Below are 26218 nucleotides of genomic sequence, written 5' to 3'. Positions count from 1 at the left end.
AATGCCACGTCGCCGATCGTCAGATCTTCGCATGAACCACGAACGCTGGCTGGTGTCCTACGCCGATTTTATCACCTTGCTGTTCGCATTTTTTGTGGTGATGTACTCCATCTCACAGGTGAACGAGAGCAAGTACCGGGTGTTGTCGGACACTTTGGTCGAGGCGTTTAGACCGGCAGCGCGCACCGCTAATCCGATTCAAGTGGGCAGTCCGGCTGTTACCTCCGAAACGTCGGTCATTAAGCTCGATAAGCCGCAAAGCCAGGGCAATTTAGGGGTGCTGGAAAAAACCTTTCGCGACGAGTTCGACGAGCTGGTAGACGATGAGTTAATGCGCATTTCCAGCAACGAGCTTTGGCTGCAAATCGAGCTGCGCGACAGCATCCTGTTTGATTCTGGTAGTGCCCAGGCCAGCGATACGGCCCGTGAAATTTTTTCGAAGGTGGCCGATATTCTCGAAAGTACCGACAATCCCGTGCAGATTGAGGGCTTTACAGACAACCTGCCGATTCGCACGGACCGCTACCCCAGTAACTGGGAGCTGTCCTCGGCGCGGGCCAGCGCCATCGTAAAATGGATGGTGGCCGAAGGCGTGGACCCATCTCGCCTTGCCGCTGTCGGCTACGGTGAGCATCAACCGCTGGCGCCAAACACGACAGCAGAGGGGCGTGCGCAGAATCGCCGCGTTGCTATCATGATCGCACGGGATAAAATGGATCGGCCAAAATCCCAGGTGAGTGAGCTTAGCGGGGAGCTGCTCGACCAGGTCGCCGCGCCCGACGCTGAGTTTACCCAGGGGCCTTCAGCGGCGCAAAATTCCGCCGATACAATCACTAGTGACGCCCCTGCCGACACCGAGGTGCAGGCGGTGGAAATGGGCAACGGCGACCTCTTGTTCAGTAGTGATCCGGATCTGCCAAGGCAGGGCCGTGAATAGAGAGCGCTTGCGCGGGCACGATAGTTGCTGGCTCATTCATCTGTAAACCAAGTAATTAAAATTTGACGTTGGGGGAGTGGTTGAAAGTCTGGACAGTGGCAAACCAAAAAGGCGGTGTGGGTAAAACCACGACCAGCGCAGCACTTGCCGGCCTTGCCGCTGAGCAGGGGCAGCGGGTATTGCTGTTGGATCTGGATCCGCACGGTTCGCTCAGCAGCTACTTTCGTCAAGATCCCGACACCATTGAGCGCAGCGCGTTTACCCTTTTTATGGAGCGCAAGCAATTATCGCCACGCTTTGTCCGCTCGGTGATTCACTTCACAGGCTTTGACCACCTCGATATCATTCCTGCGGCGACGGCTTTGGCGACGCTTGAGCGGCGTGCGGTTGGTCAAGATGGCCTGGGGTTGGTGGTCAAGCAGTCTCTTGCGCAACTGGAAGGGCAGTACGATTTGGCGGTGATCGATACGCCGCCGCTGCTCGGGGTCTTAATGATCAATGCCCTGGCGGCTTGCGACAGCTTGATTATTCCGGTGCAGACCGAGTTCCTGGCCCTCAAGGGGCTGGAGCGCATGGTCAACACCCTAAAGATGATGGCTCGCTCTAGTCAGCGAGAGGTCAGCTACCACATCGTCCCTGCGATGTTTGACCGTCGTACTCAGGCATCGGTTACCACCTTGCGCAGCATTCGCCATGACTATCCGCTCCAGACCTGGCCGGGCAAAATACCCATCGATACCAAGTTTCGCGATGCCAGCAAGGCTGGTGTGCCGCCGCATTTGTACGAGCCGCAAAGTCGTGGTGTAGAGGCCTACCGCTCATTGTTTAAATGGCTTAGTCACCTTGAGGGCAAGCAGCCATTGAAAAACGCGGTAGGGGGGCTCTCATGACCCATCGCTCCGATGACGTATTGCAAGATTATCTGAATGACTTGCTTGGCGCCGCATCCGGCGATCAATCTCCTCCCGAGACGCCCAAGGGTCCTTCGCAGTCCGCGCCTGAGCCCGTAGTTGCGAGGCAAGAAAAGACTGCCGAGCCCGCGCTCGCGAGCGAAGACCCGCTGGCATTAAAACGCGCGGAGCTACAGCGATTGCTTCACAGTGCCAGGCTTCAGGTGGAGCAGGTCGTAGACACTGAGCCGGCCCCCAGTGTCGAGCCAACGATTGAATTAACCGAGCCTCCGAGTGCCCCTATCGAAGCTGACGAAGTCATGGCTGACTCGCTCGCGTTGAGCGTGCTTGAGGAGCAGCTGCAATGGCTGGAAAACGGCCGCCCGCGTTGGGCGCAAGAGACCTTTGAAGTCCTCTTGTTCAAGGTCAGTGGCTTGACCCTGGCTGTGCCGCTGATGTCGCTTGGCCAAATTCAGCCGTTGACCGATGAGCTGACTCCGCTATTTGGCCAGGCTGACTGGTTTATGGGTTTGCAGCCCACTCCAGCGGGTAAAGTCCGCACGGTTAACACCGCCAAATTTGTGATGCCCGAGCGCTACGACCCGGCGTTTGTGGATACAGCAAAATACGTGATTTCCATCAACGGCGTCCCCTGGGGGCTGGCCGTGGATACCGTAGAGCAGCCAATAAGCCTCGACCCGGACGACGTCAAGTGGCGCAGTGCGCGGACACAGAGGCCCTGGCTGGCCGGAACCGTGAAAGCCCAGATGTGTGCGCTACTGGACATCCCCATGATGGGGAAGTTGCTGACAGACGCCGATAAAAATGCGAAACGGGCCCAGCGCTAATCCGTAGCTGCGAGGCTCCCCGCTATTGAGGCGTTTAGATGGGTTCGTAAGACCCCGCTTGTTCTTCAGGGGGCGAACACAGTCCAAATGGAACGGCTGATTAACGGCTAGGCGATTCATGATAGCCGCTGGCGCATTTTGTGCTGTAAGCTATAGTATTAGAAGGTTTTATCGCGGTTTGAGCGCTCCAATTTAATGGCCTCATGACGGCCAACGACCGAGGAAAGTGACATGGCGACCAATGCCAACCAAAATCACAATGCCGATGATCCGGTTCTGCAGTGGGTGACCTTTCGCCTGGATGGAGAGACCTACGGCATCAATGTCATGCAGGTTCAGGAAGTGCTGCGTTACTCGGAGATTGCGCCGGTACCGGGTGCTCCTGCTTACGTTCTGGGGATCATTAATCTCAGGGGGAACGTGGTGACCGTGATCGACACCCGTCACCGGTTTGCGCTGCCTGAGGGGGAGGTGACAGACAACACACGCATTGTCATTATCGAGACTGATAGTCACGTTATTGGCATACTCGTCGACAGTGTGGCGGAAGTCGTCTATTTGCGTCAGTCAGAGATCGAAATGGCGCCCAATGTCGGTAACGAAGAGAGTGCCAAGTTTATCCAGGGTGTGTGCCACAAAAACGGCGAGCTGCTGATCTTGATTGAGTTGAACAAGCTGCTCACCAACGAAGAGTGGGCCGAGCTCGAAGAGATTTGATGCCGGCATGTCAACAATGGAATGGTTGTCAGACCCCCGCGTAGCGCCACTGGCTTTGCTTGTGGCGCTTGTCGCTCTGCTGGCGGCGCTGTTGGCGCTCGGCCAGCGCAAAGCGCTGGTCGCCTTACGCAGCGAGCAGGGACGGCTAAAAAAGGAGCTTGCGTTGCTACACAGCGGTGCCGTGGGCATGGGCCAACGCATTCTCGCTATGGAGCAGCGTACCCAGGCGGATCCGGGCTTGGCTGACGATGGTGATATGAGTCGTCCCTATTCAGAGGCGACACACCTGCTGTCGCTGGGGCTGGATCGCGACGAAGTAGCCAGCCGTTGCGGCTTGTCTCGCGCCGAGGCATCACTGCTGGATGCGCTGCGCAAAAAACCCACCGCTTAGATCTCTCACCTGCGTTACTGGGCGTTAAAACGTCGCCCGGTAATCTCTTTACTGTCATCGCCCATCAGGTACAGATACAGCGGCATGATTTGCTCGGGCGACAAGAGTGTGGTCGGGTCTTCCGCCGGGTAGGCAGCGGCGCGCATGGCTGTGCGAGTGGCTCCGGGGTTGATGCTGTTACAGCGAATGCGTGTGTTTTCAAGCTCGTCGGCCAGAGTTTCCATCAGGTTTTCCTGCGCCGCCTTACTGGCTGCATAGGCCCCCCAGTAGGCTCTTCCCTGGCGCCCCACGCTTGAGCCGGTGAATATGAGCGAAGCTGACTCGGAGCGCTCGAGCAGGGGGATTAGCGCCTGGGTCAGCATAAACGGCGCGGTGGCGTTAACCTGCATCAGGCGGCTCCAGGTATCGGCCGCGTAATCGCGCAGCGGCATGCGGTCGCCCAGTTCGCCGGCGTTGTGCAGTATGCCGTCCAGTCTGCCAAATTCCCGGTCTAGTGTGTCGCACATGTCCCGATAGTCTTTTTCCGCAGCGCCTTCAAAGTTCAGGGGGTAAATTGCCGGTTGCGGGCCGCCGCCAGCCTCTATCTCGTCGTAGACACTTTCCAGCTTGTGCAGGGTCCGGCCCAGAAGTACCACTGTAGCGCCGTATTGTGCGAAGCTCAGCGCTGCCGAGCGACCTATGCCGTCTCCGGCACCGGTAACCAGGATGATGCGGTCAGACAAGAGTTGGCCGGTAGGGCGATAATCTGCCGGTAATTGGGCAATAGCTGAGGCGTCTGTCATAAGGGCTCGGTTACTCGTTGTTTTTCGCGGATCAGTTGTTGAATCAATGCCAGCAGCTGCTGAGAATCACTCACAGTGTGTGTCGCCTGCCAGCTGTCGGGGTTGTCGCCTTGCTCAATGTAACCATAGAGGCAGGCGATGGTTATGGCGCCGCAAGCCTGACCACAGGCAATGTCTCTTTGATGATCTCCCAGGTAAATCAGCTGCTCCGGCGCGCATTGAAAATGGCGGGCGGCAAGCAGAAGGGACTCGGGGTCTGGCTTCGGGTGGGTGACATGGTCGGGGCAGATGACAATGCCCGGGCTGCTGGGCAGCGGCAGTTGCGCCAGCAGCGCCTGGGTGTAGAGAGCGGGTTTATTGGTGGCAATGCCCCAGCCGATGTTGTGTTGGTCAAGCCAGCGCAGCAGTGCATCAAGGCCCGGGAACAACTCGGTGGCGGAGGCAATGTCCTGCATGTAGAGTTCGAGCAGCCGGGAGCGCAATTCATCAAAGCGCTCACTGCCCGGCGTCTCGTTAAAACCGAGAGCCACCAGCGCCCTGGCGCCATTGGAAACACTGGCGCGAATGGTGTCGTCTGGCAGTGGTGGCAAGTCCTTCTCAATGCGCAGGCGGTTGAGTGCCCGGGCTAGATCCGGTGCGGTATCGAGCAGGGTGCCGTCCAAGTCGAAGACAACGGCGGTAGCAGAGGACAGCCCCATCAATCAGATTCCAAGCCAGTAGGTTTGCGCAAATGTAAGACGTAGTTGACACTGACATCGGTAGGGGAAAGTTTGAACTGGCGCGTCAAGAGGTTGTAGACGATTCCGCTCAGATCGCTGACTTCCAGCTCGCTCTGGCGCGCCCAGGCGGAAAGCTCGGAAGGTTTGATAAAACGCGCGTAATCGTGGGTGCCTCTTGGCAGCAGCTGGAGCAGGTACTCCGCTCCCAGAACCGCCATGGCCCAGGCCTTGGGGTTTCGATTGATGGTCGAGAAGTAGACGTTTCCGCCGGGTTTAACCAGGCGAGCACAGGCATTGACCACCGAGGCCGGGTCAGGCACGTGTTCGATCATCTCAAGGCAGGTCACAATATCAAAAGACCCCGGCGCTTTGGCAGCCAGCTGCTCAGCGCTGATCAGCTGATAGTCGATATCGAGCCCCGAGGCTTGAGCGTGGGACTCTGCCACCGCCAGAGGCGCCTCGCCGAGGTCGATGGCGGTGACCTGGGCGCCCCGTTGCGCCATGGCTTCACTGAGGATGCCGCCACCGCAGCCAACGTCCAGCAAGCGTTGGCCGGCGACTGGTGAGCGCCGGTCAATATAGTTGGCCCGGACCGGGTTCATATCGTGCAGTGGCCGGAATTCACCTTTGGTGTCCCACCAGCGCTGTGCCAGCTGTTCGAATTTATCGATTTCGGCAGCGTCGGCGTTGACGGCGTGGGTTTGTTGCGTGCTCATAGTGCTCCCGCCTCGCGTGGCGTGTTCTGGATAATCTCGGCCCAGCGTCGGGCGCGGGCAATAATGTCGCGCTCATTCAATGTTTGCAGATGACCCGAGAGCAGCAGGGCCCGGCCAGCGACCCAGCTGTGGGTGACCCGCGCCGCCCGGCCGTTATAGACCAGCGCTGAGGCTGCGTCGTGGATTGGCTGGGCCGAGACGGCGTCCACTTCCAAAGCGATGATGTCGGCGGATTTTCCGACCTCCAAAGAGCCGGTGACTTGGTCTATACCCAGTGCTCTGGCGCCGTTGATGGTCGCTGTTGCCAGCGCTTGATGGGCACTGAGGGCGGCTGCATCGCCGGCGACTGCCTTGGCGAGCAGAGCGGCGGTGTGCATCTCTTCGAGCATGTCCAGGTTGTTGTTGCTGGCTGCTCCGTCCGTACCAAGGGCGACGTTAACGCCGGCAGCGCGCAGCTTGGCAACGGGGCAAAAGCCGCTCGCAAGCTTGAGGTTGGATTGCGGGCAGTGAATCACATGGGCGCCGAACTCGGCGAGTAGCACAGCATCCGTGTCCTCGACCTGAGTCATATGCACACACTGGGTTTGAGGTGTGAGCAGGCCGAGCTCGGCCAGGCGCTCAATGGGGCGTTTGCCGTAGATGTCCATAGAGTCGCGCACTTCGTCGGCGGTCTCGTGCAGATGGATTTGTATCGGCGCCTCAAGTTCCTCGGCCAGCACAGCGACCCGTTTTAGGTGTTCATCGGCGACCGTATAGGGGGCGTGAGGGCCGAAACCGATACGGATTAAGTCATCCCCCCGGTAGTCGTCGTGCAGGGCCAGCCCTTTGGCGAAATACTGGTCCGGACCGTCGCCCCAGTTGGTGGGAAAATCGAGTATGGGAAAAGTGATTTGGGCGCGCATATGCGCTCGGCGCGCCACTTTGGCCGCCTCCTCGGGGAAGAAGTACATGTCGGCAAAGCAGGTAGTGCCCGAGCGAATCATCTCGGCGATGGCAAGCTCAGTGCCGTCCTCGACAAATTCGGCGCTGACGTGGCGGGATTCGGCGGGCCAGATGTGCTCATTAAGCCAGGTGTGCAGCGGCTGGTCATCGGCATAGCCGCGCAGCAGGTTCATGGCGGCGTGGCCATGAGCGTTGATCAGCCCAGGCATAAGGATGTGCCGGTCCAGAGTGAGGGTCTGCTCGGCATTGAATTGCTTTTGCGCTTGCTCCCAAGGGGTGATAGCGATGATTTCCTGTCCCTGTATCGCGATGGCGCAATCTTCGTAAATCCGCCGCTCGGGCACCACCGGAATGATCCAGCGTGCTCTGATCAATAAACGCACAGACTGCCGCGCTGCCATAAAGGCTCCTAGGTTGCAAAGGTCTTTCTGCTGACAGTATATCGCAAAGTGCCGATTCATGGGGCTTGATAGGGGTCCTTGGGCGCCCCTATCCATCTGATTTTATGGTAATATTACAAACTTTGTGTCCGCGCGTGCGGGCGTGGGGCCAAAGGCCCTGGGGGCGACCGCAAGGCGCCTTGCAAACCGCTTTATGACAATAAGGAACCCGTTTCTCCATGGGCGATTTAGCGAAAGAAGTTTTACCCGTCAATATTGAAGACGAGCTCAGACAGTCCTATCTCGACTATGCCATGAGCGTGATTGTCGGGCGCGCACTGCCCGATGTCCGTGATGGTTTGAAACCTGTTCACCGCCGTGTGCTCTTTGCCATGAGCGAGTTGAAAAACGACTGGAATAAATCCTATTTAAAGTCGGCCCGTGTTGTCGGGGATGTAATCGGTAAATACCACCCCCATGGTGATTCGGCGGTCTACGATACCGTTGTGCGCATGGCGCAGCCGTTCTCCTTGCGCTATATGCTTGTGGACGGGCAGGGTAACTTCGGCTCCATTGACGGCGACAGCGCCGCTGCCATGCGTTACACCGAGGTGCGCATGGCCAAAATCGCCCACGAGCTGCTGGCGGATCTCGACAAAGAAACCGTCGACTTCATCCCCAACTACGACGGCAGTGAGCAGATTCCCGACGTTTTGCCGACCAGAGTACCCAACTTGTTGGTCAATGGCTCTTCGGGTATTGCGGTGGGTATGGCCACCAATATTCCGCCCCACAATCTCAAAGAGGTGGTGCGAGGTTGCCTGGCGCTGATCGACAATGAAGAGATCACCATCGATGAATTGATGGAGTATATTCCGGGGCCGGATTTCCCCACCGGGGCCATCATTAACGGCCGTGCGGGCATAGTACAGGCGTATCGCACCGGTCGCGGTCGCATTTACGTCCGGGCCAAGGCTGACATCGAAGTCGATGAAAAGACCGGCCGCGAGACGATTATTGTCACCGAGATTCCCTACCAGCTCAATAAAGCGCGACTGATCGAGCGCATCGCCGAGTTAGTCAAAGAAAAGAAAATCGACGGCATCAGTGAGTTGCGCGACGAGTCTGATAAAGACGGATTGCGGGTGGTCATTGAGGTCAAGCGCAATGAGTCGGCCGAAGTGCTGCTCAACAATCTCTATGCGCAAACCCAGCTGCAAAACGTTTTTGGTATCAATATTGTCGCCTTGGTCGATGGTCAGCCCAAGGTGCTCAACCTTAAAGAGCTGCTAGAGGCTTTTGTTCGCCACCGCCGTGAAGTGGTCACTCGCCGCACTGTTTATTTACTGCGCAAAGCGCGTGAGCGCGGGCATATTCTCGAGGGCCTGGCGGTGGCCATCGCTAATATCGATCCGGTGATTGAATTGATTAAAGCCTCGCCCACCCCGGCCGAGGCGAAGGACGCGCTGATCGCCCGTGGCTGGGACGCGAGTACCATGGGGCAATTTCTGGAACGCGCGGGTGAAGATGCCTGCCGCCCTGAGGAGTTGCCGGATACCTTTGGTCTGCGTGACGACAAATACTATCTTTCGCCGGCGCAAGCGCAGGCCATTTTGGAGCTCCGACTGCATCGTCTGACCGGTATGGAGCACGATAAACTGCTCGCCGAGTACAGCGAAAAGCTCGAGCAAATTGCTGAGTATCTAGAAATACTAGGCAATTTTTCCCGCCTGATGACGGTCATTCGTGAAGAGCTGGAGCAAATTGTCAACGATTATGGCGACGATCGGCGCACCGAAATCACCGCCTCGACACTGGACCTTACGGTCGAAGACCTGATCAATGAAGAGCAGCGTGTCGTGACGATTTCCCACGGCGGTTATGCCAAGAGTCAGCCACTGGCAGACTATCAGGCGCAGCGGCGTGGGGGCATGGGTAAGTCGGCGACATCAGTGAAAGACGAAGACTTTGTCGAACACTTGCTGATCGCCAGCACGCATGACACAGTCTTGTGCTTTACCAGCGCCGGCAAGGTATTCTGGCTCAAGGTCTATCAAATTCCGGTGGCTGGTCGGCAGTCTAGGGGCCGCCCGGTGGTGAACCTGATGCCGCTGGATGAAGGCGAGCGCATCACCTCGATCCTGCCGGTCAAAGAGTTTGACGCCGATCACTTTGTCTTTATGGCCACAGAAAAAGGCACAGTGAAAAAGACCTCGCTGGATCAGTTTTCCCGCCCGCGCAGTGTTGGCTTGCGAGCGATTGATCTCGACGAAGGCGATCACCTCGTCTACACCGCGATCACCAATGGCGAGCGCGATGTCATCCTGTTTGCCAGCAACGGCAAAGCGGCCCGCTTCAACGAATCGGCGGTGCGCTCCATGGGGCGAATCAGTCGCGGGGTCCGCGGAATTCGTATGCAGGATGGGCAGTCGGTCATCGGCATGGTCGTGCCCGTGGACAACGGTAAGGTTCTGACCGTCAGCGAAAACGGCTACGGCAAGCGCACCCCCGTGGAAGAGTTTCCCAGTAAGGGGCGAGGCGGCCAGGGCGTGATCGCTATGGCGACCAGCGAGCGCAACGGTGCTCTGGTTGGCGCCGTGCAGGTGCTCGACGGCGAGGAGATCATGATGATTTCCGATCAGGGTACGATGGTTCGCACGCGAGTCGATGAGGTGTCGGTGCTCAGCCGTAACACTCAAGGCGTAAGACTGATTAAATTGCGTGAGAGCGAACATCTTAAAGGTGCGGCCCGTATTGAGGACTCCGGCGAAGAGAGTGAATTGGCGGAAGATGATGCCCAGCCAAATGATGTTCGGCAAAGTGATGCACAGGAGTAGTAAGCACCATGGCTGATGCCAAGACTCAAGAGCAGGCACTGCTGGAGCTGCGCAATCGCATTGACGGGATTGACGAGCGTATCGGCCAATTGATTTCCGAGCGCGCTCGCTGTGCCCAAGAGGTTGCCGAGGTTAAAAATGCCAGCGCCGAGGGGCGTGCACTTTATTACCGACCCGAGCGCGAGGCGCAGGTGTTGCGTAAAGTCATGGAGCGCAACGAGGGCCCGCTGAGCAATGAAGAACTGGCGCGCCTGTTTCGCGAGATTATGTCTGCGTGCCTGGCGTTGGAGCAGCCTGTAAAAGTGGCCTACCTGGGCCCTGAGGGGACATTTACCCAGCAGGCGGCGCTCAAGCATTTTGGCCAGTCGGCGGTGTCACTGCCTTTCTCGGCGATTGATGAGGTCTTCCGCGAAGTCGAGGCGGGTGCGGTTAACTACGGTGTTGTGCCGGTGGAAAACTCGACTGAGGGTGTGGTCAGTCATACGCTCGACAATTTCATGAGCTCCAACCTGAAAATTTGCGGTGAAGTAGAACTGCGTGTGCACCACAACCTGTTGGTGTCCGACGTAACCAACGTGAACAGTATTTCCCGTATCTATTCGCACGGTCAATCGCTCGCCCAGTGTCGTAAATGGCTGGACTCTCACTACCCGAAAGCTGAGCGTGTGGCGGTCTCGAGCAATGCTGAGGCCGCCCGCCGTCTGAAGGGTGAGTGGAATGCAGCGGCCATTGCGCCGGCCAAAGCAGCGGAAATCTACGGGCTGAATATCTTAGCCGAAAAGATCGAAGACCAGCCCGATAACAGTACCCGATTTCTGATTATCGGCACTCAGGTGGTGCCTGCCAGCGGTCACGACAAAACATCAATTTTGGTGGCTATGCGCAATCAACCGGGTGCCTTGCACAATCTGCTCGAGCCGTTTCACCGTCATGAAATCGACCTGACCCGCGTAGAGACTCGGCCGTCGCGCACAGGGGTTTGGACCTACGTTTTCTTTGTCGACTTTAATGGCCATATGGACGATCCGGTAATTCGGGCAACACTCGATGAAGTCTCGTCGCGGGTTGCCGACCTCAAGGTGTTGGGCTCTTACCCCAAGGCTGTGCTTTGATTATGGCCGGGAAGCAGGCGGAGGCGATTGGCAAGCTGGTGGTGATTGGCGTGGGCCTTATTGGCGGCAGTGTCGCCTGTGGTGCCCGTCAGCGTCGCCTCTGCCAAGAGACCATCGGTGTTGTCAGAGACGCCGAAACCGCGCGCCTGGCAGTAGAGGCGGGCGTTGTCGATCGGGCTTGCCTGAACATTGAAGAAGTGGCGCCGAAGCTGGGTGAAGGGGACCTGGTCATGGTCGCCGTGCCGACCCTGGCCGTTGAGGAGGTTCTGCGCCAACTGCAGGTTTGCCTGTCGAGCGAGGTAACAGTTACCGACGGTGCGAGTGTCAAGGGCAGTGTGGCTGAGGCCGCCCGGCGGGTTTACGGGCTACTGCCTGCGCAGCTGGTGCTTGGCCACCCCATTGCAGGCTCAGAAAAAAGCGGGGTCAGTGCCGCCAACCCGAACCTCTATGTCGATCACCGAGTGATTTTAACGCCCACCGCAGAAACCGGTGCCGGGCACCTGGCGCGGGTTCGCCAGCTCTGGCAGGGGCTGGAGGCAGAGGTGGTGGACATGCCTATCGCGGAGCACGACGATGTGCTCGGTGCGACCAGCCACTTGCCCCATGCCATTGCTTACTCATTGGTGGACACCCTGGCGCACGATATCGATAACCCCAACATTTTTCGCTATGCCGCCGGTGGTTTTCGCGATTTTACCCGCATCGCCTCCAGCGATCCTGTTATGTGGCATGACATCATGAAGGCCAACCGTCATGCGGTCGTGCACTCGCTTGATCAGTTTATGGACAATCTGACTCGCTTGCGCGCGGCTATTGAGCGAAGTGACGGTGACTATTTGTTGCAGATGTTTACCCGTGCTAAAACGGCCAGAGATTGTTACACCCGTCTGTCGAGCCCAAACGACGAAACACCCGAGTGACCGGCCGCGCATAAACTGCAGGCTATAAGCATAGAAGGAAACGGTTGTTAACAGCTGCATTGAAACAGGGTATCGTTCGCCCGTTTAGAGTGATTAGAGTAATTTTTCAAGTTCCCCTATAATACGCGCCGCTGGCCCAGGGCCTGCGACTATTCATCGACCTAATAGACTGTGAGCGGCATGTCCGAGCAATATAATCTGACCCATCTGAAACAGCTTGAAGCTGAAAGTATCCACATCATCCGCGAGGTGGCGGCCGAGTTTGATAACCCGGTCATGCTCTATTCCGTCGGCAAAGATTCGGCGGTAATGATGCACCTGGCCATGAAGGCGTTTCACCCAGGTAAGCCCCCATTCCCACTGCTGCATGTGGATACCACCTGGAAGTTTCGCGAGATGATTGAGTTTCGCGATAACCGGATTAAAGAGCTGGGCTGGGACTTACTGGTCCACATCAATGAAGAAGGTGTGAAAATGGGCGTGGGGCCCTTTACCCACGGCAGCGCCAAACACACCGATATTATGAAAACCCAGTCGCTCAAGCAGGCACTGAACAAGTACAAGTTTGATGCCGCCTTTGGTGGCGCTCGCCGTGATGAAGAAAAATCCCGGGCAAAAGAGCGCGTCTACTCCTTCCGGGACCGCAATCACCGCTGGGATCCTAAGAATCAGCGTCCAGAGCTGTGGAATATCTACAACGGCCGGGTGGATCAGGGCGAGAGCATTCGCGTCTTCCCTTTGTCCAATTGGACCGAACTGGACATCTGGCAGTACATCCACTTGGAAGGCATTCCCATAGTCCCGCTTTACTTTGCGGCCAAGCGTCCTGTCGTTGAGCGCGACGGCACTTTGATTATGGTTGACGACGATCGCATGCCGCTCAAGCCCGATGAGCAGGTACAGGAAAAAATGGTTCGTTTCAGAACCCTAGGCTGCTACCCGCTTACCGGGGCTGTCGAGTCTGAAGCGACTACCTTGCCGGAAATCATCCAGGAGATGCTGCTGACAACCACTTCCGAGCGTCAGGGGCGTGTCATTGACCACGACAGCGCCGGCTCCATGGAAAAGAAAAAGCAGGAAGGTTACTTCTAGAGCTTGCGATACCTGTGACAATCCTGGGGTTGAGGCAGAGCCTCCCCGCAATGTTAGACAAATTGAGAGTGCAACATGAGTCACCAATCGGAATTGATCGAAACTGATATCGATGCCTATCTTGAGCAGCACGAGCACAAAGAGCTGCTTCGCTTTCTCACCTGCGGCAGTGTGGATGATGGTAAGAGCACGCTCATCGGCCGACTCCTGCACGATTCAAAAATGATCTATGAAGATCAGCTCGAAGCAGTGCGATCCGATACCAGCCGCCACGGCACCACTGGCAATGAGCTCGACTTGGCGCTGTTGGTGGATGGCCTGCAGGCCGAGCGGGAGCAGGGCATTACCATTGATGTGGCCTACCGCTACTTCTCCACAGCAAAGCGAAAATTCATTATTGCCGACACGCCAGGGCATGAGCAGTACACGCGCAATATGGCCACTGGTGCCTCCACCTGTGATCTTGCGGTGATTTTGATTGACGCTCGCTATGGTGTGGTCACCCAGACCCGCAGGCACAGCTATATTGCCTCTCTGCTAGGCGTAAAAAATATTGTGGTAGCCGTAAACAAGATGGATCTCCTTGAGTTTGATGAAAAGGCGTTTATCAAAATCAAATCGGACTACCTAGCGTTTGCGCAAAAACTCGGGATGGTGGATGTGCAGTTTGTGCCAATCTCTGCTCTCGATGGTGACAATGTTGTTAATCGCTCAGAGCGATCGCCCTGGTATACGGGTAAGACCCTAATGGAGATTCTTGAGTCTGTGCCTGTCACGGCGGATAAGAATTTCGATGACTTTCGTTTTCCAGTGCAGTACGTCAACCGTCCCAATCTGGATTTTCGCGGATTTTGCGGCACCATCGCCTCTGGGGTGGTCAAGGTCGGTGATGCGGTCAAAGTTTTACCATCGGGAAAATCCAGCACCGTTAAGTCCATTGTTACCTATGATGCCGACTTGCCGCAGGCATTTGCCGGTCAGGCGGTGACCTTAACGCTCAACGATGAGATTGATGTGAGCCGCGGGGATATGCTGGTACTGGCCGAGGATACGGTACAGCAAACCAGCCAGTTGAAAGCACATATTGTTTGGATGAACGAGAATCAGGGCAAGCTTAACAGTGAATACCTGTTCAAGTTTGCCAGCAAAGTGGTCAGTGGTCGGCTGGCGGCATTCGATTATCAAATCGACGTCAATACTCAAGAGCATACGCCCACAGATTCCCTGGGGCTCAACGATATCGCGGTGGCACGCGTAGCTCTGGCGCAAAAAGTGGTGGTGGATAGCTATCCGCATAATCGCGCTACAGGCGCTTTTATTGTGATTGACAGGATGACGAATATCACTGTCGGCGCCGGTATGGTTATTGACGCGAAAACGGATATTGACGAAACCGCCAGCGGCGGCTATAGCCAGTTTGAGCTTGAGCTCAATGCGTTGATCAGAAAGCACTTCCCACACTGGGAGGCAAAGGATCTGAGCGACTTGCTCAAATAGTGTGCCCTGTAGGATTTCTCTTACAGAGTTTGCAGAAATCTCTATGTTGCAGTTTTATGACAGCCTGTCTACTTTAAGAAGGACGACAGGTCTGTCGTAAAACTCAATCCAACACGGAGGTTTTTATGAAAAAGCTCGCTGTTCTGTTTTGTTTTCTGCTTTCTCTCGCTAGCGTTTCCTTTCTGCCTGCACTGGCGGACGACGTCCAGGCGCCACCGGCTGTGACGGTCAATATCAATACGGCTGATGTGACTGCTTTGACCCAGCTTAAGGGAGTAGGGGAGACCAAGGCCCAGGCGATTATTGCCTGGCGCGAGGAAAACGGTCCCTTTGAAAGTGCCGATGAACTGCTGGCGGTTAATGGTATTGGTGAGGCCACCTTGGAAGATATCCGCGATAACATCAGCCTTTAGAGGCCCCGACGGCGGGCCGTCAGGGCCCGCCATGGGCAGTTTCTTGCTGCGAATTCAGCGGAAGTTTGTTTTAATAGCCCCCTGATCTGTTGAGGCAGAATCATTTCACAATGGGGGGACTATGCGACAGCTAGAGGGGCCACGACTGATCGTGGCGATGGACTTTAATAACGCCGAAGACTGCCTGAAAACTGCACACCAACTCTCCCCGCAAGACTGCCGCCTGAAGGTGGGCAAAGAACTGTTCACCGCTTGTGGCCCGCAGCTCGTCGAGCAGCTGATGACCCTTGGCTTTGATATTTTCCTCGACCTTAAATTTCACGATATTCCCAATACTACGGCAAAGGCGGTAGCCGCCGCCGCTAATCTCGGGGTTTGGATGGTCAATGTCCACGCCGCAGGCGGCCGCCGGATGCTCGAGGCTGCGCGTGAGTCGCTATCAGGCTACGCGGAGACGCCACTACTGATTGCGGTAACGGTGCTTACCAGCATGACGGAGTCCGACCTCGCCGATACGGGTGTTGTTGCCAGTCCTGAGAACCAAGTGTTACATCTGGCTAATTTGGCAAGGGATTCTGGGCTTGATGGGGTTGTCTGCTCCGCTCGGGAAGCACAGCAACTGAAACAAACCTGTGGTAAAGAGTTTTTGTTGGTGACTCCGGGGATTCGGCCAGTCAGCGCCCAGGCCGATGATCAGCGGCGCATCATGACGCCCTCTGAGGCCGTAGCAGCGGGCAGTGACTATTTGGTGGTGGGGCGACCTGTCACCCAGGCGCCTGACCCCAGTGTCGCCTGTCGCGATATTTTGGCCAGTCTGCCCGGGGCTCGTAGATGAATAAAGACTTTGTAGTGACGATTGATGGGCCCAGCGGGGCAGGTAAGGGCACCCTTAGCCAGCTGTTGGCGCGCGAACTGGGTGCGACTCTTTTAGACAGCGGCGCCCTGTATCGGCTGGTGGCGCTTTCCAGTCTTGATAAGTCTATTGCGGTCGATTCTGTCGATGAGTTGGCCGTCTGTGCTCGAGATCTCGATGTCCAGTTTTCTTCCAGTGCAAGCGGTGTGCGAATTTTGCTTGAGGGCAGAGATGTAACGACTGCAATCCGTGATGAGCGCGTCAGTATGCAGGCTTCGGCGATAGCCGCACTGGAGCCGGTGAGGGCAGCGCTGTTGCAGCGCCAGCGAGACTTTGCTGGCCATGGTCCCCTGGTGGCGGACGGGCGGGATATGGGAACCACAGTCTTCCCGCGGGCCGACTTTAAATTTTATTTGACGGCCAGCGCCGAGGCCCGAGCGCAGCGACGCTACGCTCAACTGGTGGCCGCCGGTGAGACGGTGGATATGGCCCGCCTGGTCGCTGATATCGAGGCCCGCGATGAACGTGATCAATCTCGCGCCAGTTCCCCTTTGCGGCCGGCTCCCGACGCGCGGATCATCGATAGCACCGAGCTAAACATTGAGGAGGTTTTGCAGCAAATGCTGCTGCATGTCTCTGTGCCGGGCGGGGCCTGCTAGCCCATTTCTGATGCACCCGCTTTGAGCAGTTGCCTTGTCTAAGTTGGTGCGATAACTGCATTGCTCCATAAGAGCGCGTTTTGATGCACAAACCAAGCTTCTGGCGGTGGTTTGAGGTGTAAGACGCGCAAATATGGTGCGTGATTTTGTAAAACTGACCACCGCGGGTAGCGTTGGTGGTGTGCGTGAAATCAAAAATCGGAAGAGAGCATTATGTCAAGTCTGACCTGTTTTAAAGCCTACGATATTCGCGGAAAGCTGGGAGAAGAGTTGAATGAGGACATTGCCTACAGGATAGGGCGGGCTTATGGTCAGTTCCTGAAACCGCAAACTGTGGTCCTTGGGGGCGATGTTCGTCAAACCAGCGAGGCGCTGAAGCAGGCGGTTGGCAATGGTTTGCGCGATGAGGGCGTGAATATTATCGACATCGGCATGACCGGTACCGAAGAGGTTTACTTTGCTACCAGCTTCCTTGAGGCCGACGGTGGTATCGAAGTGACGGCGAGTCACAACCCTATCGATTACAACGGTATGAAACCTGTGCGTGAGGGTTCTCGACCCATCAGTGGCGATACCGGACTGCTGGATATCAAGCGCATCGCAGAGCAGGGTGAATTTGAGTCCGTGGCCGAGGGTAAGCGCGGTACGCTGGAAAAGCGCGACACGCTCGCTGACTATGTGGAGCATTTGCTGAGCTATGTGGATGTCAGCCAGCTCAAGCCGCTTAAGCTGGTGGTGAATGCCGGTAACGGTGCCGCCGGCCATGTGATTGATGCCATCGAGCAATTTCTCCCGTTCGAATTTATCAAGGTTCATCATGAGCCAGATGGTAGCTTTCCCAACGGTATTCCCAATCCGCTGCTAGTTGAAAACCGACACTCGACCCGCGATGCCGTACTTAAGCATGGCGCTGATTTGGGTATTGCCTGGGATGGCGATTTTGATCGTTGCTTCTTTTTTGATGAGCACGGCGAGTTTGTCGAGGGCTACTACTTAGTGGGATTGCTGGCGGAAGCGTTTCTCACCAAAGTGCCCGGCAGCAAAGTGGTGCATGACCCGCGCCTTACCTGGAACACCATAGATACGGCAAAACGCTGCGGGGGCGAGGCTGTTCAATCCAAAACCGGACACGCGTTTATCAAAGAGCGCATGCGCAAAGAAGACGCGATTTATGGTGGCGAAATGAGTGCTCACCACTACTTTCGAGATTTTTTCTACTGCGATAGCGGTATGATTCCCTGGCTTTTGGTGACCGAGCTCATGTGTCGCAAAGATGCCACTTTGTCCTCCATGATGGCGGAATGCATCGCAAACTTCCCTTCTCCCGGTGAAATCAACCGCGAGGTGGCTGACGCAAAAGCGGCGATTGCCAAGGTACGAGCTCATTTTGAGGGCAGCGCCTTAAACATTGATGACGCCGATGGTATCAGTATGGAGTTTGCCAACTGGCGTTTTAACCTGCGCATGTCCAATACTGAGCCGGTGGTGCGACTGAACGTAGAAAGCCGCGGCGATAAAGCGCTAATGCGGGAAAAAACCGATGAAATCATCGCGTTACTTGAAAGCTGATCTAAGTCTTACAAAGGAGTAGAGGATGCAAGTCAAAAAAGCCGTCATTCCGGTAGCAGGTCTGGGTACACGCATGCTGCCCGCCACCAAGGCGATTCCGAAAGAAATGTTGCCTGTGGTGGACAAGCCGCTGATTCAGTACGTCGTCGATGAGGCCGCCGCCGCTGGCATTAAGGAGATTGTGCTCGTCACTCACGCTTCCAAAAACTCCATTGAGAACCATTTTGACACCAGCTTTGAACTTGAGGCGCAGCTAGAGGCCCGTCTCAAGCGCTCTTTGTTGGAGCAGGTTCAGTCGATTACACCGCCGGGGTTGACGGTCATTTCCGTGCGCCAGGCTGAGGCCAAGGGGTTGGGGCACGCGATACTCTGTGCCAAACCAGTGATTGGCAATGAGCCCTTTGCGGTCTTGCTGCCGGATGTCCTTGTTGATGGTTATGCGTGCAACCTTAAAAAAGACAACCTGGCGGGTATGGTCAGGCGCTTTGATGAAACTGGCGCCAGTCAGATCCTCGTGGAAGGGGTCCCCTGGGAGTGGGTCTACAAATACGGGGTGGTGGATTGTGACGGTAAAGACATAGGCCCAGGCCAAAGCCGCGAAATTAAAGCAATGGTGGAAAAGCCTCCTGTGGACGATGCGCCGTCTAATATGGCTATCGTCGGCCGCTACATTCTCTCTGCGGCTACCTGGGGGTTATTGGAGCGCACCCAGCCCGGCGCCGGTGGTGAAATCCAGCTGACCGATGCGCTGGATATGCTGCTTGAAAAGGAAACGGTAGAAGCCTACGAGCTGGTTGGCCAGAGTCACGACTGCGGCAGCAAAACTGGCTATATGATTGCCAATATCACCTACGCATCACGCCACCCCGAGGTGGGCAGTGCTGTGACGGAGCACCTGCAAAAGACGTATTGCCCATAATATCGCGCCTTTTTATAGCCCGGGGTAGAACCGCTGCCTCGGGGCTATAATTTTCTTGCCAAGCCTCCGGCAATCTGGTAGCCTGCCGCACCTGCTAAGACCTGTGCCGGGTGAAACGAGGCAAGATCGCTCTTTTTCCCTTCATATACTGGTTATAGGCAGTTGGTTTCCCGTTACTTGTCAGCGTTGAGGACAGGAGGCCTAAATGTTAACCGACCCGAATGACTGACCGTTCGGTGCTGTGTCGATCCTGTGATCAGCGGGTTCTGGGCAGCGTCTTTCTTACTATAGGTATTTTTGTGACCATGAGCGAAAGTTTTGCTGAGTTATTTGAAGAGAGCTTGAAAACCGTCGAAATGGCGCCCGGCACGATCGTGACCGGTGTTGTTATCGATGTTGATAAAGATTGGGTAACTGTACACGCCGGCCTCAAGTCCGAGGGCGTGATTCCCGCCAGCCAGTTCGCCGATGAAAATGGTGAAGTGAACCTGGAAATTGGCGATGAAGTACAGGTTGCCCTGGAAACCGTTGAAGACGGTTTCGGTGAGACTCGTCTGTCTCGCGAAAAAGCCAAGCGCGCTGAAGCCTGGAAAGTGCTGGAAGCTGCGCACTCTGCCGACGAGGTGGTCAAAGGTGTTATCAACGGTAAGGTTAAAGGTGGTTTCACCGTTGACGTTGCTGGCATTCGCGCCTTCCTGCCTGGTTCATTGGTGGATGTTCGCCCGGTGCGCGAAACCGCCCACCTGGAAGGCAAAGAACTCGAATTCAAAGTGATCAAGCTCGATCAAAAGCGCAATAACGTAGTGGTTTCACGCCGCGCGGTATTGGAGCAAGCCAATTCAGCCGAGCGCGAAGAGCTGCTGGCTACTTTGCAAGAGGGCATGGTGGTTAAAGGTATCGTTAAGAACCTGACTGACTACGGTGCTTTCGTTGACTTGGGCGGTGTTGACGGCCTGCTGCACATTACCGATATGGCCTGGAAGCGCATCAAGCACCCGAGCGAAATCGTGAACGTTGGCGATGAAATTGACGTTAAAGTGCTGAAATTTGACCGTGAGCGCAACCGCGTTTCTCTGGGCCTGAAGCAACTGGGTGAAGATCCATGGTTGCAAATTACCGGTCGCTATCCGGAAGGCGCCCGCGTTAAAGCGGTTGTGACCAACCTGACCGACTACGGCTGCTTTGCCGAGCTGGAAGAGGGCGTTGAAGGCCTGGTCCACGTGTCAGAAATGGACTGGACCAACAAGAACATTCACCCGTCCAAAGTTGTGAACGTTGGTGATGAAATCGAAGTGATGATCCTTGACATTGATGAGGAGCGTCGTCGTATTTCTCTGGGCGTGAAGCAGTGCCAGGAAAACCCCTGGGACGCCTTTGCCCGTACCTGTGCCAAAGGTGAGAAAATCACCGGTAAGATCAAGTCAATCACTGACTTCGGTATTTTCATCGGCCTCGATGGCGGCATTGACGGCCTGGTCCACCTGTCTGATATCTCGTGGCACGAAGCTGGCGAAGAAGCCGTTCGCAAATACAAGAAAGGCGATGAGATCGAAACCGTTGTGTTGGCCATTGATCCCGAGCGCGAGCGCATCTCTCTGGGTATCAAGCAGCTGGAAGCCGATCCGTTCTCTGAGTATGTCGCTGAGAACGATAAAGGCGCCATTGTTAAAGGTATTGTGAAAGAAGTGGAAGCCAAAGCCGCTGTGATTACCCTGGCTGAAGATGTTGAAGCCGTTCTGAAAGCTTCAGAGCTGTCTCGCGAGAAGGTCGAAGACGCTCGCAACGTCCTCAAAGAGGGTGAAGAGGTTGAAGCCAAGATCATCAGTGTCGATCGCAAAAACCGCTCAATCAGCCTGTCTGTTAAGTCAAAAGATGTTGCTGACGAGAAAGCGGCTATTAAAGAGCACTCTGCCAAGCAGTCAGAGCAAGCTCAGCCGGCGACCCTCGGTGACCTGATCAAGGCACAAATGGAAGCAAAAGACTGATATTTGTCCTTGTCACTACCCAAAAAGGCCGGCTTTATAGCCGGCCTTTTTTATGCTCAGCCGAATTGTTATAGGATTAAGATCAATAACTTACATAATGTTCATTATAGGCTCCTTAAGTATTGCGTCCCAATTGACTACGTTATAAGCTAACTTTCGGCCCGGTTCGGGATGCCGCCTGGACAACAACGTACAACTGAGATCAGGCTATGACGAAATCAGAGCTTATTGAATACATATCCGAAAAGCAGGACCACCTGCCCGTGCGGGATGTAGAGCTGGCGGTCAAGCTGCTATTGGACTATATGTCCGAAATGCTGGCAGAGGGCGAGCGTATTGAGATCCGTGGCTTTGGCAGCTTTTCGCTCCATTACCGGGCGCCGAGAATGGGGCGTAACCCCAAAACCGGCGAGTCGGTGGAGTTAGAAGGCAAATACGTTCCCCACTTCAAGCCGGGAAAGGAAATGCGCGATCGGGTCAACGAGAGTATTCAAGCCTGAGTCACCTGAGCATCTGCAACGCCCGAAGAGGTCACTATGAGGCGAGTCGGTCACTGGATTTACATTCTACTGTTGCTGGCGGCGGTGTTTTTGGGCTACTTGTTTAACTTGGAAAACCCCGAGCCTGTCGCCGTCACCCTTGTGGGTTTTCCGCTTCCACAGCTCGCTTTGGGCGTGTGGCTGCTTCTGTTTACCCTGGTGGGCTTGCTCCTGGGGCTATTGCTCGGGTTGTTTCCCTCGCTCGGGCGCAAACGCCGGCTCTCTCAGTTGACGCGTCAAAACCGCCAATTGGAGCAGGAAGTCCAATTATTGAGAAGCCAGAGCCTTCGCGATTAATATGGATGCCCTGGTTCTTTTTGCCGCTCTGTTCGTCTCTGTGGCAGTAGGGTTTGCCCTTGGTCGCCTGAGCCGAAGGCACCTTCAAAGTCAGTACCCAAAAGACTACGCGCTCAATTATTACAAGGGGCTCAGCTACCTGTTTAACGAGCAGCCAGACAGCGCTATTGATGCCTTTATCGGATCCCTAGAGGTCAATAGTGACACGCTGGAGACACATTTGGCGCTTGGTAATATGCTGCGGCGGCGCGGCGAGGTGACCAAGGCCATCAAAATTCATCAGAACCTGCTGGCCCGCCCCGGCCTGAACACTCGTCAGCAGCACGAGTCACAGCTTGAGCTGGCCCGAGATTACATCAAATCCGGCTTACTGGATCGGGCAGAAGCATTGCTGCTTGAACTGGTCAAAATCTCCTCTGCCTACAAACAGGCTGCCCTCGAACACCTGATCGAGATTTATCAGGACGAAAATGAGTGGGACAACGCCATTTCGGCAGCCAGCCAGCTCGACGGTAAGCACTACCGCCCTAAGTCCGGACTCGGATTGAAGCAGTTGCAGGCCCACTTTGCCTGCGAGCAGGCGCAGGAAGATATGGCTCAGCGCAACTTCTCCAAAGCGCGTACCCACCTGCAGGAAGCTCTGGGGTTTGACTCTGACTCGGCAAGGGCCAGCCTGCTTTTCGCCCGCTTGGAAATCCATCAGTCGAGGTTTAGAGAAGCCCTTGATCATCTGCATAAAATTCCCCAGCAGGACGCCGATTATCTGATCGAAGCGCTGGATATGATTTGCGAGTGCTACGAAAAGATCGGAGAACCCAAGGCTCTTCAGAAGTACCTGCGCTCACTGCTCGCCGAGTACCCGAGCAATAGCCTCGTGATTAAAATCGCAGAGCGTCTTCGCTGGCTGGAAAACGATTATGTGGCAGCTGATTTTATTGCCGAGCAGCTCAAGCAGCGGCCCAGTATACGCACTCTGAATCGTCTAGTGGAGCTGCATCTGCCCCATTCTGAGGGGAGAGCAAAAGAAAATCTGCAGTTGCTCAAGCAGTTGGTAGACCGCGTTATCGAAGAGAAGCCCAGCTATTGTTGCAACAAGTGCGGCTTTACCGGCAACAGCCTGCACTGGCTCTGCCCAGGGTGCAAAACCTGGGGGAGTGTGCGTCCTATTCGAGGTGTCGCGGGGGAGTAACCCGCGCTTGCCGGTACCTTTTCTCCTGTTTTAACAATTCTGTAAACATCAGTTGCTTTACTGAGCCCGGGTCAGAGAGCGGCAAGAGGCTTGGGTGACGATGAAAGTAACAGTATTTGGTGTCGGTTATGTGGGGTTGGTGCAGGCTGCTGCGCTGGCGGAAGTGGGGCATCATGTCGTGTGTGTGGATATCGACAGCGACAAAATCGAGCGCTTGCGTCAGGGGCAAATTCCGATTTACGAGCCGGGTCTAAGCGCGTTAGTCATCGATAATCATGCGGCAGGGCGGCTGGAATTCACCGATCAGCCTGAATATGGCGTATGCCATGGCGATATCCAGTTTATCGCCGTCGGCACACCGCCCGATGAGAATGGCGCGGCCGATGTAACGCATGTGCTCACCGTCGCTCGCACCATCGGGAGCTTCATTGACCGGGATCTTGTCGTCGTCAACAAGTCCACGGTGCCTGTGGGTACGGCGGATGCGGTGCGCGCTGAGATTGATCAGGCGTTGTCAGAGCGCAAGCGGGACTTGGTGTTTACGGTAGTGTCCAACCCCGAGTTTCTGAAAGAGGGCTCAGCGGTAGCCGACTGTATGAAGCCAGATCGTATTATTATCGGTACAGACAGTAAGTACGCTGAAGAGCTGATGCGAGAACTCTATGCGCCATTTAACCGAAATCGTGAAAAAATCATGATTATGGATGTGCGTAGCGCAGAGCTGACCAAGTACGCAGCCAATTGCATGCTGGCGACCAAAATCAGTTTTATGAACGAAATTGCCAACCTGGCAGAGCATCTTGGTGCTAACGTTGAAGCCGTGCGTCTGGGAATAGGCAGTGACCCACGGATCGGCTACCACTTTATTTACCCCGGCGTCGGCTATGGCGGATCCTGCTTTCCCAAGGATGTTAAAGCGTTAATCAACACCGCCCATCAGGTCGGTTTTGAGCCTGAAGTTCTCAAGGCGGTAGAAGTGCGCAATACGCGCCAGAAAACCACGCTGTTTGAGAAGATTGTCAGCCATTACGGTGATAATTTGCAGGGCAAGACTTTTGCACTTTGGGGACTGGCCTTCAAGCCCAATACCGACGATATGCGGGAGGCCCCATCAAGGGTGCTCATTGAGGCTTTGTGGCGTGCAGGCGCGCGTGTTCAGGCCTATGATCCAGAGGCCATGGAAGAGGCGCAGCGGCTCTACGGTCAGCGCGATGATTTCCGACTCTGCGGAACTAAAGAATCAGCCTTGCAAGGCGCGGATGCGCTGGTGGTGGTTACGGAGTGGCAGGCCTTTAGAGCGCCAGATTTTGCGCTGTTACAGCGAGAACTGGCGGATAATGTGATATTCGACGGGCGCAATGTCTACGACCCAGAGCGATTAAAGGCACGCCGGTTTAACTACTATTCTGTGGGGCGTGGGGCGGTGCTTCAGCCTGTAGCACAAACTTTGGAGGCGTTGAGGGCCTGAGCCCGTAATTTCCCGCATTTTCTAATTGTCATCATTATGTCAAAATACGCTGTTCCGACCGAGCCGCTTTGACCGGAAGGAAGATGGCGCTTATAGCGCTTATCGAGCGGCATAATGAAGACAATTAGAGTCATACTATGATCATCCCAGTTCTTCTGGCTGGTGGCTCAGGCAATCGCTTGTGGCCACTATCGCGCGAACTTTATCCCAAGCAATGCATCAATCTCACCGGCGGTAACCAGACGCTGATTCAGCAGACGGTAAGCCGGATTCATGCCTGCAAACTGTCGCAAGATCCCATTATTGTCTGCAACAACGAGCACCGATTCTTAATTGCTCAACAGCTCACAGAGTTGGGCGCCAGCGGCGAAATATTACTGGAGCCGGCGGCGAGAAATACGGCGGCGGCAGTAGCTCTGGCCGCTTTTGAAGCTCTGGAGCGTTCATCCGCGGCAAAAATTCTAGTGTTACCTGCCGATCATGTCATTGAGGACACAGAAGCTTTTTGCGCGGCTATTGCCTTGGCGGATGCTCTGGCCGACGAGGGCAAACTGGTTACTTTTGGTGTGGTGCCAAGCTATCCGGAACCCGGCTATGGTTACATTGAAGCGACTCAATACGGCGAGGTATCGTCTATCGGTGCCTTCCATGAAAAGCCCGATGTGGAAACCGCTAAAAAGTATCTTGCCGCGGGCAACTACTATTGGAATAGCGGTATGTTTCTGTTTCCCGCGCGAGTTTTTGTCGACGAGCTTAAGCGATTCGAGCCTGAAATTTATGAGGCAGTCGCCGAGTCTATTGCCACTAAGTACGTGGACTTGGATTTTATCCGTGCAGGGGAGAGCGCTTTTGAAAAGGCGCCATCGGTGTCAGTTGATGTGGCGGTTATGGAGCGCACGGATTTGGGCATGGTGGTTCCCTACCGCGGTGACTGGAACGACGTCGGTAGCTGGAGTTCGGTGTACGACACCCAGAGTAAAGACGAAAACGGTAATGTTGTGCAGGGGGATGTCATACTGCACGATACCGAAAACTCCTTCGTGCGCAGCCAGGCTCGTCTCGTTAGTGCCGTTGGCGTGACAGATCTGGCGATTATTGATACGCCCGATGCGCTATTGGTCATGAATCGCCACAGGGCGCAGGATGTCAAAGAGGTGGTCGCACAGCTTAAAGCCAGTGGTCGGTCGGAGCACCGGCGCCACAGTGTGGTTTACCGGCCCTGGGGCAGCGTGGAAACCGTCAATATCGGCACGCACTATCAAGTAAAGCATGTGATGATAAAGCCGGGGGCACGCATCGCATTGCAAGTTCATCATCATCGCGCCGAACATTGGATTGTCGTGAGCGGAACGGCGGAAGTAACCGTTGGTGATAAAACCGATATTCTCCGGGAAAACGAGTCTGTTTATATTCGCGTCGGCGACGTCCACTCCCTTCGCAACTGTGGAGATCAACCACTCGATATTATTGAAGTTCAAACTGGGGATTGTTTCGGTGAAGACGATGTGGTTCGCTTCACTAACAACTACCTTCCCGGAGAGTTTTAA

Annotated in this window: 25 protein-coding genes; 21 read left to right on the top strand and 4 right to left on the bottom strand. The window is 55.5% G+C overall.

The features are described 5' to 3' along the window. Position 1: 1 nt before the first annotated feature. From motD to QWI16_RS10320, 5 genes are all read left to right on the top strand, one after another. A complete protein-coding gene (motD, locus tag QWI16_RS10340; RefSeq protein ID WP_302712901.1) occupies positions 2–937 on the top strand; it encodes a flagellar motor protein MotD in 936 nt (311 codons plus the stop codon). Between the two features lie 80 nt (positions 938–1017). After that, positions 1018–1827, top strand: a complete 810-nt coding sequence (locus QWI16_RS10335; protein ID WP_302712899.1) for a ParA family protein — start codon at positions 1018–1020, stop codon at positions 1825–1827. Next, entirely contained in the window at positions 1824–2675 is an 852-nt protein-coding gene (locus tag QWI16_RS10330) for a chemotaxis protein CheW (protein WP_302712897.1), read from the top strand. The genes QWI16_RS10335 and QWI16_RS10330 overlap by 4 nt, the downstream gene beginning before the upstream one ends. A gap of 231 nt (positions 2676–2906) precedes the next feature. Next, complete coding sequence (locus QWI16_RS10325) at positions 2907–3392, top strand: chemotaxis protein CheW (RefSeq protein ID WP_302712895.1); 486 nt, start codon at positions 2907–2909, stop codon at positions 3390–3392. Positions 3393–3399: 7 nt separating this feature from the next. Then, positions 3400–3783 carry a DUF2802 domain-containing protein gene (locus QWI16_RS10320; protein ID WP_302712893.1) on the top strand — a complete coding sequence of 128 codons (384 nt, stop codon included), beginning with the start codon at positions 3400–3402 and terminating at the stop codon, positions 3781–3783. 14 nt (positions 3784–3797) lie between these two features. Here the strand turns inward: QWI16_RS10320 and QWI16_RS10315 are convergent, their stop codons facing one another. Genes QWI16_RS10315 through QWI16_RS10300 form a run of 4 tightly spaced genes read right to left on the bottom strand, consistent with a single transcriptional unit; the run spans position 3798 to position 7343 of the window. Beyond that, positions 3798–4565: a YciK family oxidoreductase gene (locus tag QWI16_RS10315; protein WP_302712891.1), complete on the bottom strand. Its 768-nt coding sequence runs from the start codon at positions 4563–4565 to the stop codon at positions 3798–3800. Next, positions 4562–5263: an HAD family hydrolase gene (locus QWI16_RS10310; protein ID WP_302712889.1), complete on the bottom strand. Its 702-nt coding sequence runs from the start codon at positions 5261–5263 to the stop codon at positions 4562–4564. The genes QWI16_RS10315 and QWI16_RS10310 overlap by 4 nt, the downstream gene beginning before the upstream one ends. Continuing rightward, positions 5263–6000, bottom strand: a complete 738-nt coding sequence (gene ubiG / locus QWI16_RS10305) for a bifunctional 2-polyprenyl-6-hydroxyphenol methylase/3-demethylubiquinol 3-O-methyltransferase UbiG (protein ID WP_302712888.1) — start codon at positions 5998–6000, stop codon at positions 5263–5265. The genes QWI16_RS10310 and ubiG overlap by 1 nt, the downstream gene beginning before the upstream one ends. Next, on the bottom strand, positions 5997–7343 hold the full coding sequence (locus QWI16_RS10300; protein ID WP_302712887.1) for a TRZ/ATZ family hydrolase: 1347 nt from the start codon (positions 7341–7343) through the stop codon (positions 5997–5999). The genes ubiG and QWI16_RS10300 overlap by 4 nt, the downstream gene beginning before the upstream one ends. Before the next feature lie 218 nt (positions 7344–7561). Between QWI16_RS10300 and gyrA the strand changes: the two genes are divergently transcribed. From gyrA to QWI16_RS10220, 16 genes are all read left to right on the top strand, one after another. Then, positions 7562–10159, top strand: a complete 2598-nt coding sequence (gyrA, locus tag QWI16_RS10295; RefSeq protein ID WP_302712885.1) for a DNA gyrase subunit A — start codon at positions 7562–7564, stop codon at positions 10157–10159. An 8-nt stretch (positions 10160–10167) separates the two neighbouring features. Beyond that, positions 10168–11271: a prephenate dehydratase gene (gene pheA, locus QWI16_RS10290; protein ID WP_302712883.1), complete on the top strand. Its 1104-nt coding sequence runs from the start codon at positions 10168–10170 to the stop codon at positions 11269–11271. Between the two features lie 2 nt (positions 11272–11273). Beyond that, positions 11274–12191: a prephenate dehydrogenase/arogenate dehydrogenase family protein gene (locus tag QWI16_RS10285; protein WP_302712882.1), complete on the top strand. Its 918-nt coding sequence runs from the start codon at positions 11274–11276 to the stop codon at positions 12189–12191. A gap of 180 nt (positions 12192–12371) precedes the next feature. Further along, positions 12372–13283, top strand: a complete 912-nt coding sequence (gene cysD, locus QWI16_RS10280) for a sulfate adenylyltransferase subunit CysD (RefSeq protein WP_302712881.1) — start codon at positions 12372–12374, stop codon at positions 13281–13283. 75 nt (positions 13284–13358) lie between these two features. Further along, on the top strand, positions 13359–14780 hold the full coding sequence (cysN, locus tag QWI16_RS10275) for a sulfate adenylyltransferase subunit CysN (RefSeq protein ID WP_302712880.1): 1422 nt from the start codon (positions 13359–13361) through the stop codon (positions 14778–14780). A 125-nt stretch (positions 14781–14905) separates the two neighbouring features. Then, a complete protein-coding gene (locus tag QWI16_RS10270; protein WP_302712878.1) occupies positions 14906–15193 on the top strand; it encodes a ComEA family DNA-binding protein in 288 nt (95 codons plus the stop codon). 121 nt (positions 15194–15314) lie between these two features. After that, the gene (pyrF, locus tag QWI16_RS10265) at positions 15315–16028 is read left to right on the top strand and encodes an orotidine-5'-phosphate decarboxylase (protein WP_302712876.1); all 714 of its coding nucleotides are present in this window, start codon (positions 15315–15317) and stop codon (positions 16026–16028) included. Further along, positions 16025–16705: a (d)CMP kinase gene (cmk, locus tag QWI16_RS10260; protein ID WP_302712875.1), complete on the top strand. Its 681-nt coding sequence runs from the start codon at positions 16025–16027 to the stop codon at positions 16703–16705. The genes pyrF and cmk overlap by 4 nt, the downstream gene beginning before the upstream one ends. A gap of 213 nt (positions 16706–16918) precedes the next feature. Then, positions 16919–18274 carry a phosphohexomutase domain-containing protein gene (locus tag QWI16_RS10255; RefSeq protein WP_302712874.1) on the top strand — a complete coding sequence of 452 codons (1356 nt, stop codon included), beginning with the start codon at positions 16919–16921 and terminating at the stop codon, positions 18272–18274. Between the two features lie 25 nt (positions 18275–18299). Then, positions 18300–19193 carry a UTP--glucose-1-phosphate uridylyltransferase GalU gene (gene galU, locus QWI16_RS10250; RefSeq protein ID WP_302712873.1) on the top strand — a complete coding sequence of 298 codons (894 nt, stop codon included), beginning with the start codon at positions 18300–18302 and terminating at the stop codon, positions 19191–19193. A gap of 305 nt (positions 19194–19498) precedes the next feature. Next, complete coding sequence (gene rpsA / locus QWI16_RS10245) at positions 19499–21178, top strand: 30S ribosomal protein S1 (RefSeq protein WP_302713173.1); 1680 nt, start codon at positions 19499–19501, stop codon at positions 21176–21178. Between the two features lie 209 nt (positions 21179–21387). Next, entirely contained in the window at positions 21388–21678 is a 291-nt protein-coding gene (ihfB, locus tag QWI16_RS10240; protein ID WP_302712872.1) for an integration host factor subunit beta, read from the top strand. A 36-nt stretch (positions 21679–21714) separates the two neighbouring features. Next, positions 21715–22014, top strand: a complete 300-nt coding sequence (locus tag QWI16_RS10235) for a lipopolysaccharide assembly protein LapA domain-containing protein (protein WP_302712871.1) — start codon at positions 21715–21717, stop codon at positions 22012–22014. A gap of 1 nt (position 22015) precedes the next feature. Further along, on the top strand, positions 22016–23203 hold the full coding sequence (gene lapB, locus QWI16_RS10230) for a lipopolysaccharide assembly protein LapB (protein ID WP_302712870.1): 1188 nt from the start codon (positions 22016–22018) through the stop codon (positions 23201–23203). A gap of 100 nt (positions 23204–23303) precedes the next feature. After that, positions 23304–24671 (top strand): UDP-glucose dehydrogenase family protein, encoded by a 1368-nt coding sequence (locus QWI16_RS10225; RefSeq protein ID WP_302712869.1) that lies wholly within the window; start codon positions 23304–23306, stop codon positions 24669–24671. A 137-nt stretch (positions 24672–24808) separates the two neighbouring features. Then, on the top strand, positions 24809–26218 hold the full coding sequence (locus tag QWI16_RS10220; RefSeq protein ID WP_302712867.1) for a mannose-1-phosphate guanylyltransferase/mannose-6-phosphate isomerase: 1410 nt from the start codon (positions 24809–24811) through the stop codon (positions 26216–26218).

This window comes from Gilvimarinus algae (assembly GCF_030518215.1).
In the GTDB taxonomy this organism is placed as follows: domain Bacteria; phylum Pseudomonadota; class Gammaproteobacteria; order Pseudomonadales; family Cellvibrionaceae; genus Gilvimarinus; species Gilvimarinus algae.
Note: the sequence above shows the minus strand (reverse complement) of the source record. Positions and strands in the feature narration are given on the sequence as shown.

Bases quoted from the DNA above. Each gene is read 5' to 3' on its own strand.
- QWI16_RS10300 (WP_302712887.1), bottom strand. From the start codon at position 7,343: ATGGCAGCGCGGCAGTCTGTGCGTTTATTGATCAGAGCACGCTGGATC.
- pheA (WP_302712883.1), top strand. From the start codon at position 10,168: ATGGCTGATGCCAAGACTCAAGAGCAGGCACTGCTGGAGCTGCGCAAT.
- QWI16_RS10330 (WP_302712897.1), top strand. From the start codon at position 1,824: ATGACCCATCGCTCCGATGACGTATTGCAAGATTATCTGAATGACTTG.
- QWI16_RS10225 (WP_302712869.1), top strand. From the start codon at position 23,304: ATGAAAGTAACAGTATTTGGTGTCGGTTATGTGGGGTTGGTGCAGGCT.
- QWI16_RS10220 (WP_302712867.1), top strand. From the start codon at position 24,809: ATGATCATCCCAGTTCTTCTGGCTGGTGGCTCAGGCAATCGCTTGTGG.
- QWI16_RS10270 (WP_302712878.1), top strand. From the start codon at position 14,906: ATGAAAAAGCTCGCTGTTCTGTTTTGTTTTCTGCTTTCTCTCGCTAGC.
- QWI16_RS10315 (WP_302712891.1), bottom strand. From the start codon at position 4,565: ATGACAGACGCCTCAGCTATTGCCCAATTACCGGCAGATTATCGCCCT.
- cmk (WP_302712875.1), top strand. From the start codon at position 16,025: ATGAATAAAGACTTTGTAGTGACGATTGATGGGCCCAGCGGGGCAGGT.
- lapB (WP_302712870.1), top strand. From the start codon at position 22,016: ATGGATGCCCTGGTTCTTTTTGCCGCTCTGTTCGTCTCTGTGGCAGTA.
- QWI16_RS10325 (WP_302712895.1), top strand. From the start codon at position 2,907: ATGGCGACCAATGCCAACCAAAATCACAATGCCGATGATCCGGTTCTG.
- ubiG (WP_302712888.1), bottom strand. From the start codon at position 6,000: ATGAGCACGCAACAAACCCACGCCGTCAACGCCGACGCTGCCGAAATC.
- rpsA (WP_302713173.1), top strand. From the start codon at position 19,499: ATGAGCGAAAGTTTTGCTGAGTTATTTGAAGAGAGCTTGAAAACCGTC.
- cysN (WP_302712880.1), top strand. From the start codon at position 13,359: ATGAGTCACCAATCGGAATTGATCGAAACTGATATCGATGCCTATCTT.
- ihfB (WP_302712872.1), top strand. From the start codon at position 21,388: ATGACGAAATCAGAGCTTATTGAATACATATCCGAAAAGCAGGACCAC.
- QWI16_RS10255 (WP_302712874.1), top strand. From the start codon at position 16,919: ATGTCAAGTCTGACCTGTTTTAAAGCCTACGATATTCGCGGAAAGCTG.
- QWI16_RS10235 (WP_302712871.1), top strand. From the start codon at position 21,715: ATGAGGCGAGTCGGTCACTGGATTTACATTCTACTGTTGCTGGCGGCG.
- QWI16_RS10320 (WP_302712893.1), top strand. From the start codon at position 3,400: ATGTCAACAATGGAATGGTTGTCAGACCCCCGCGTAGCGCCACTGGCT.
- motD (WP_302712901.1), top strand. From the start codon at position 2: ATGCCACGTCGCCGATCGTCAGATCTTCGCATGAACCACGAACGCTGG.
- galU (WP_302712873.1), top strand. From the start codon at position 18,300: ATGCAAGTCAAAAAAGCCGTCATTCCGGTAGCAGGTCTGGGTACACGC.
- QWI16_RS10310 (WP_302712889.1), bottom strand. From the start codon at position 5,263: ATGGGGCTGTCCTCTGCTACCGCCGTTGTCTTCGACTTGGACGGCACC.
- pyrF (WP_302712876.1), top strand. From the start codon at position 15,315: ATGCGACAGCTAGAGGGGCCACGACTGATCGTGGCGATGGACTTTAAT.
- QWI16_RS10285 (WP_302712882.1), top strand. From the start codon at position 11,274: ATGGCCGGGAAGCAGGCGGAGGCGATTGGCAAGCTGGTGGTGATTGGC.
- gyrA (WP_302712885.1), top strand. From the start codon at position 7,562: ATGGGCGATTTAGCGAAAGAAGTTTTACCCGTCAATATTGAAGACGAG.
- cysD (WP_302712881.1), top strand. From the start codon at position 12,372: ATGTCCGAGCAATATAATCTGACCCATCTGAAACAGCTTGAAGCTGAA.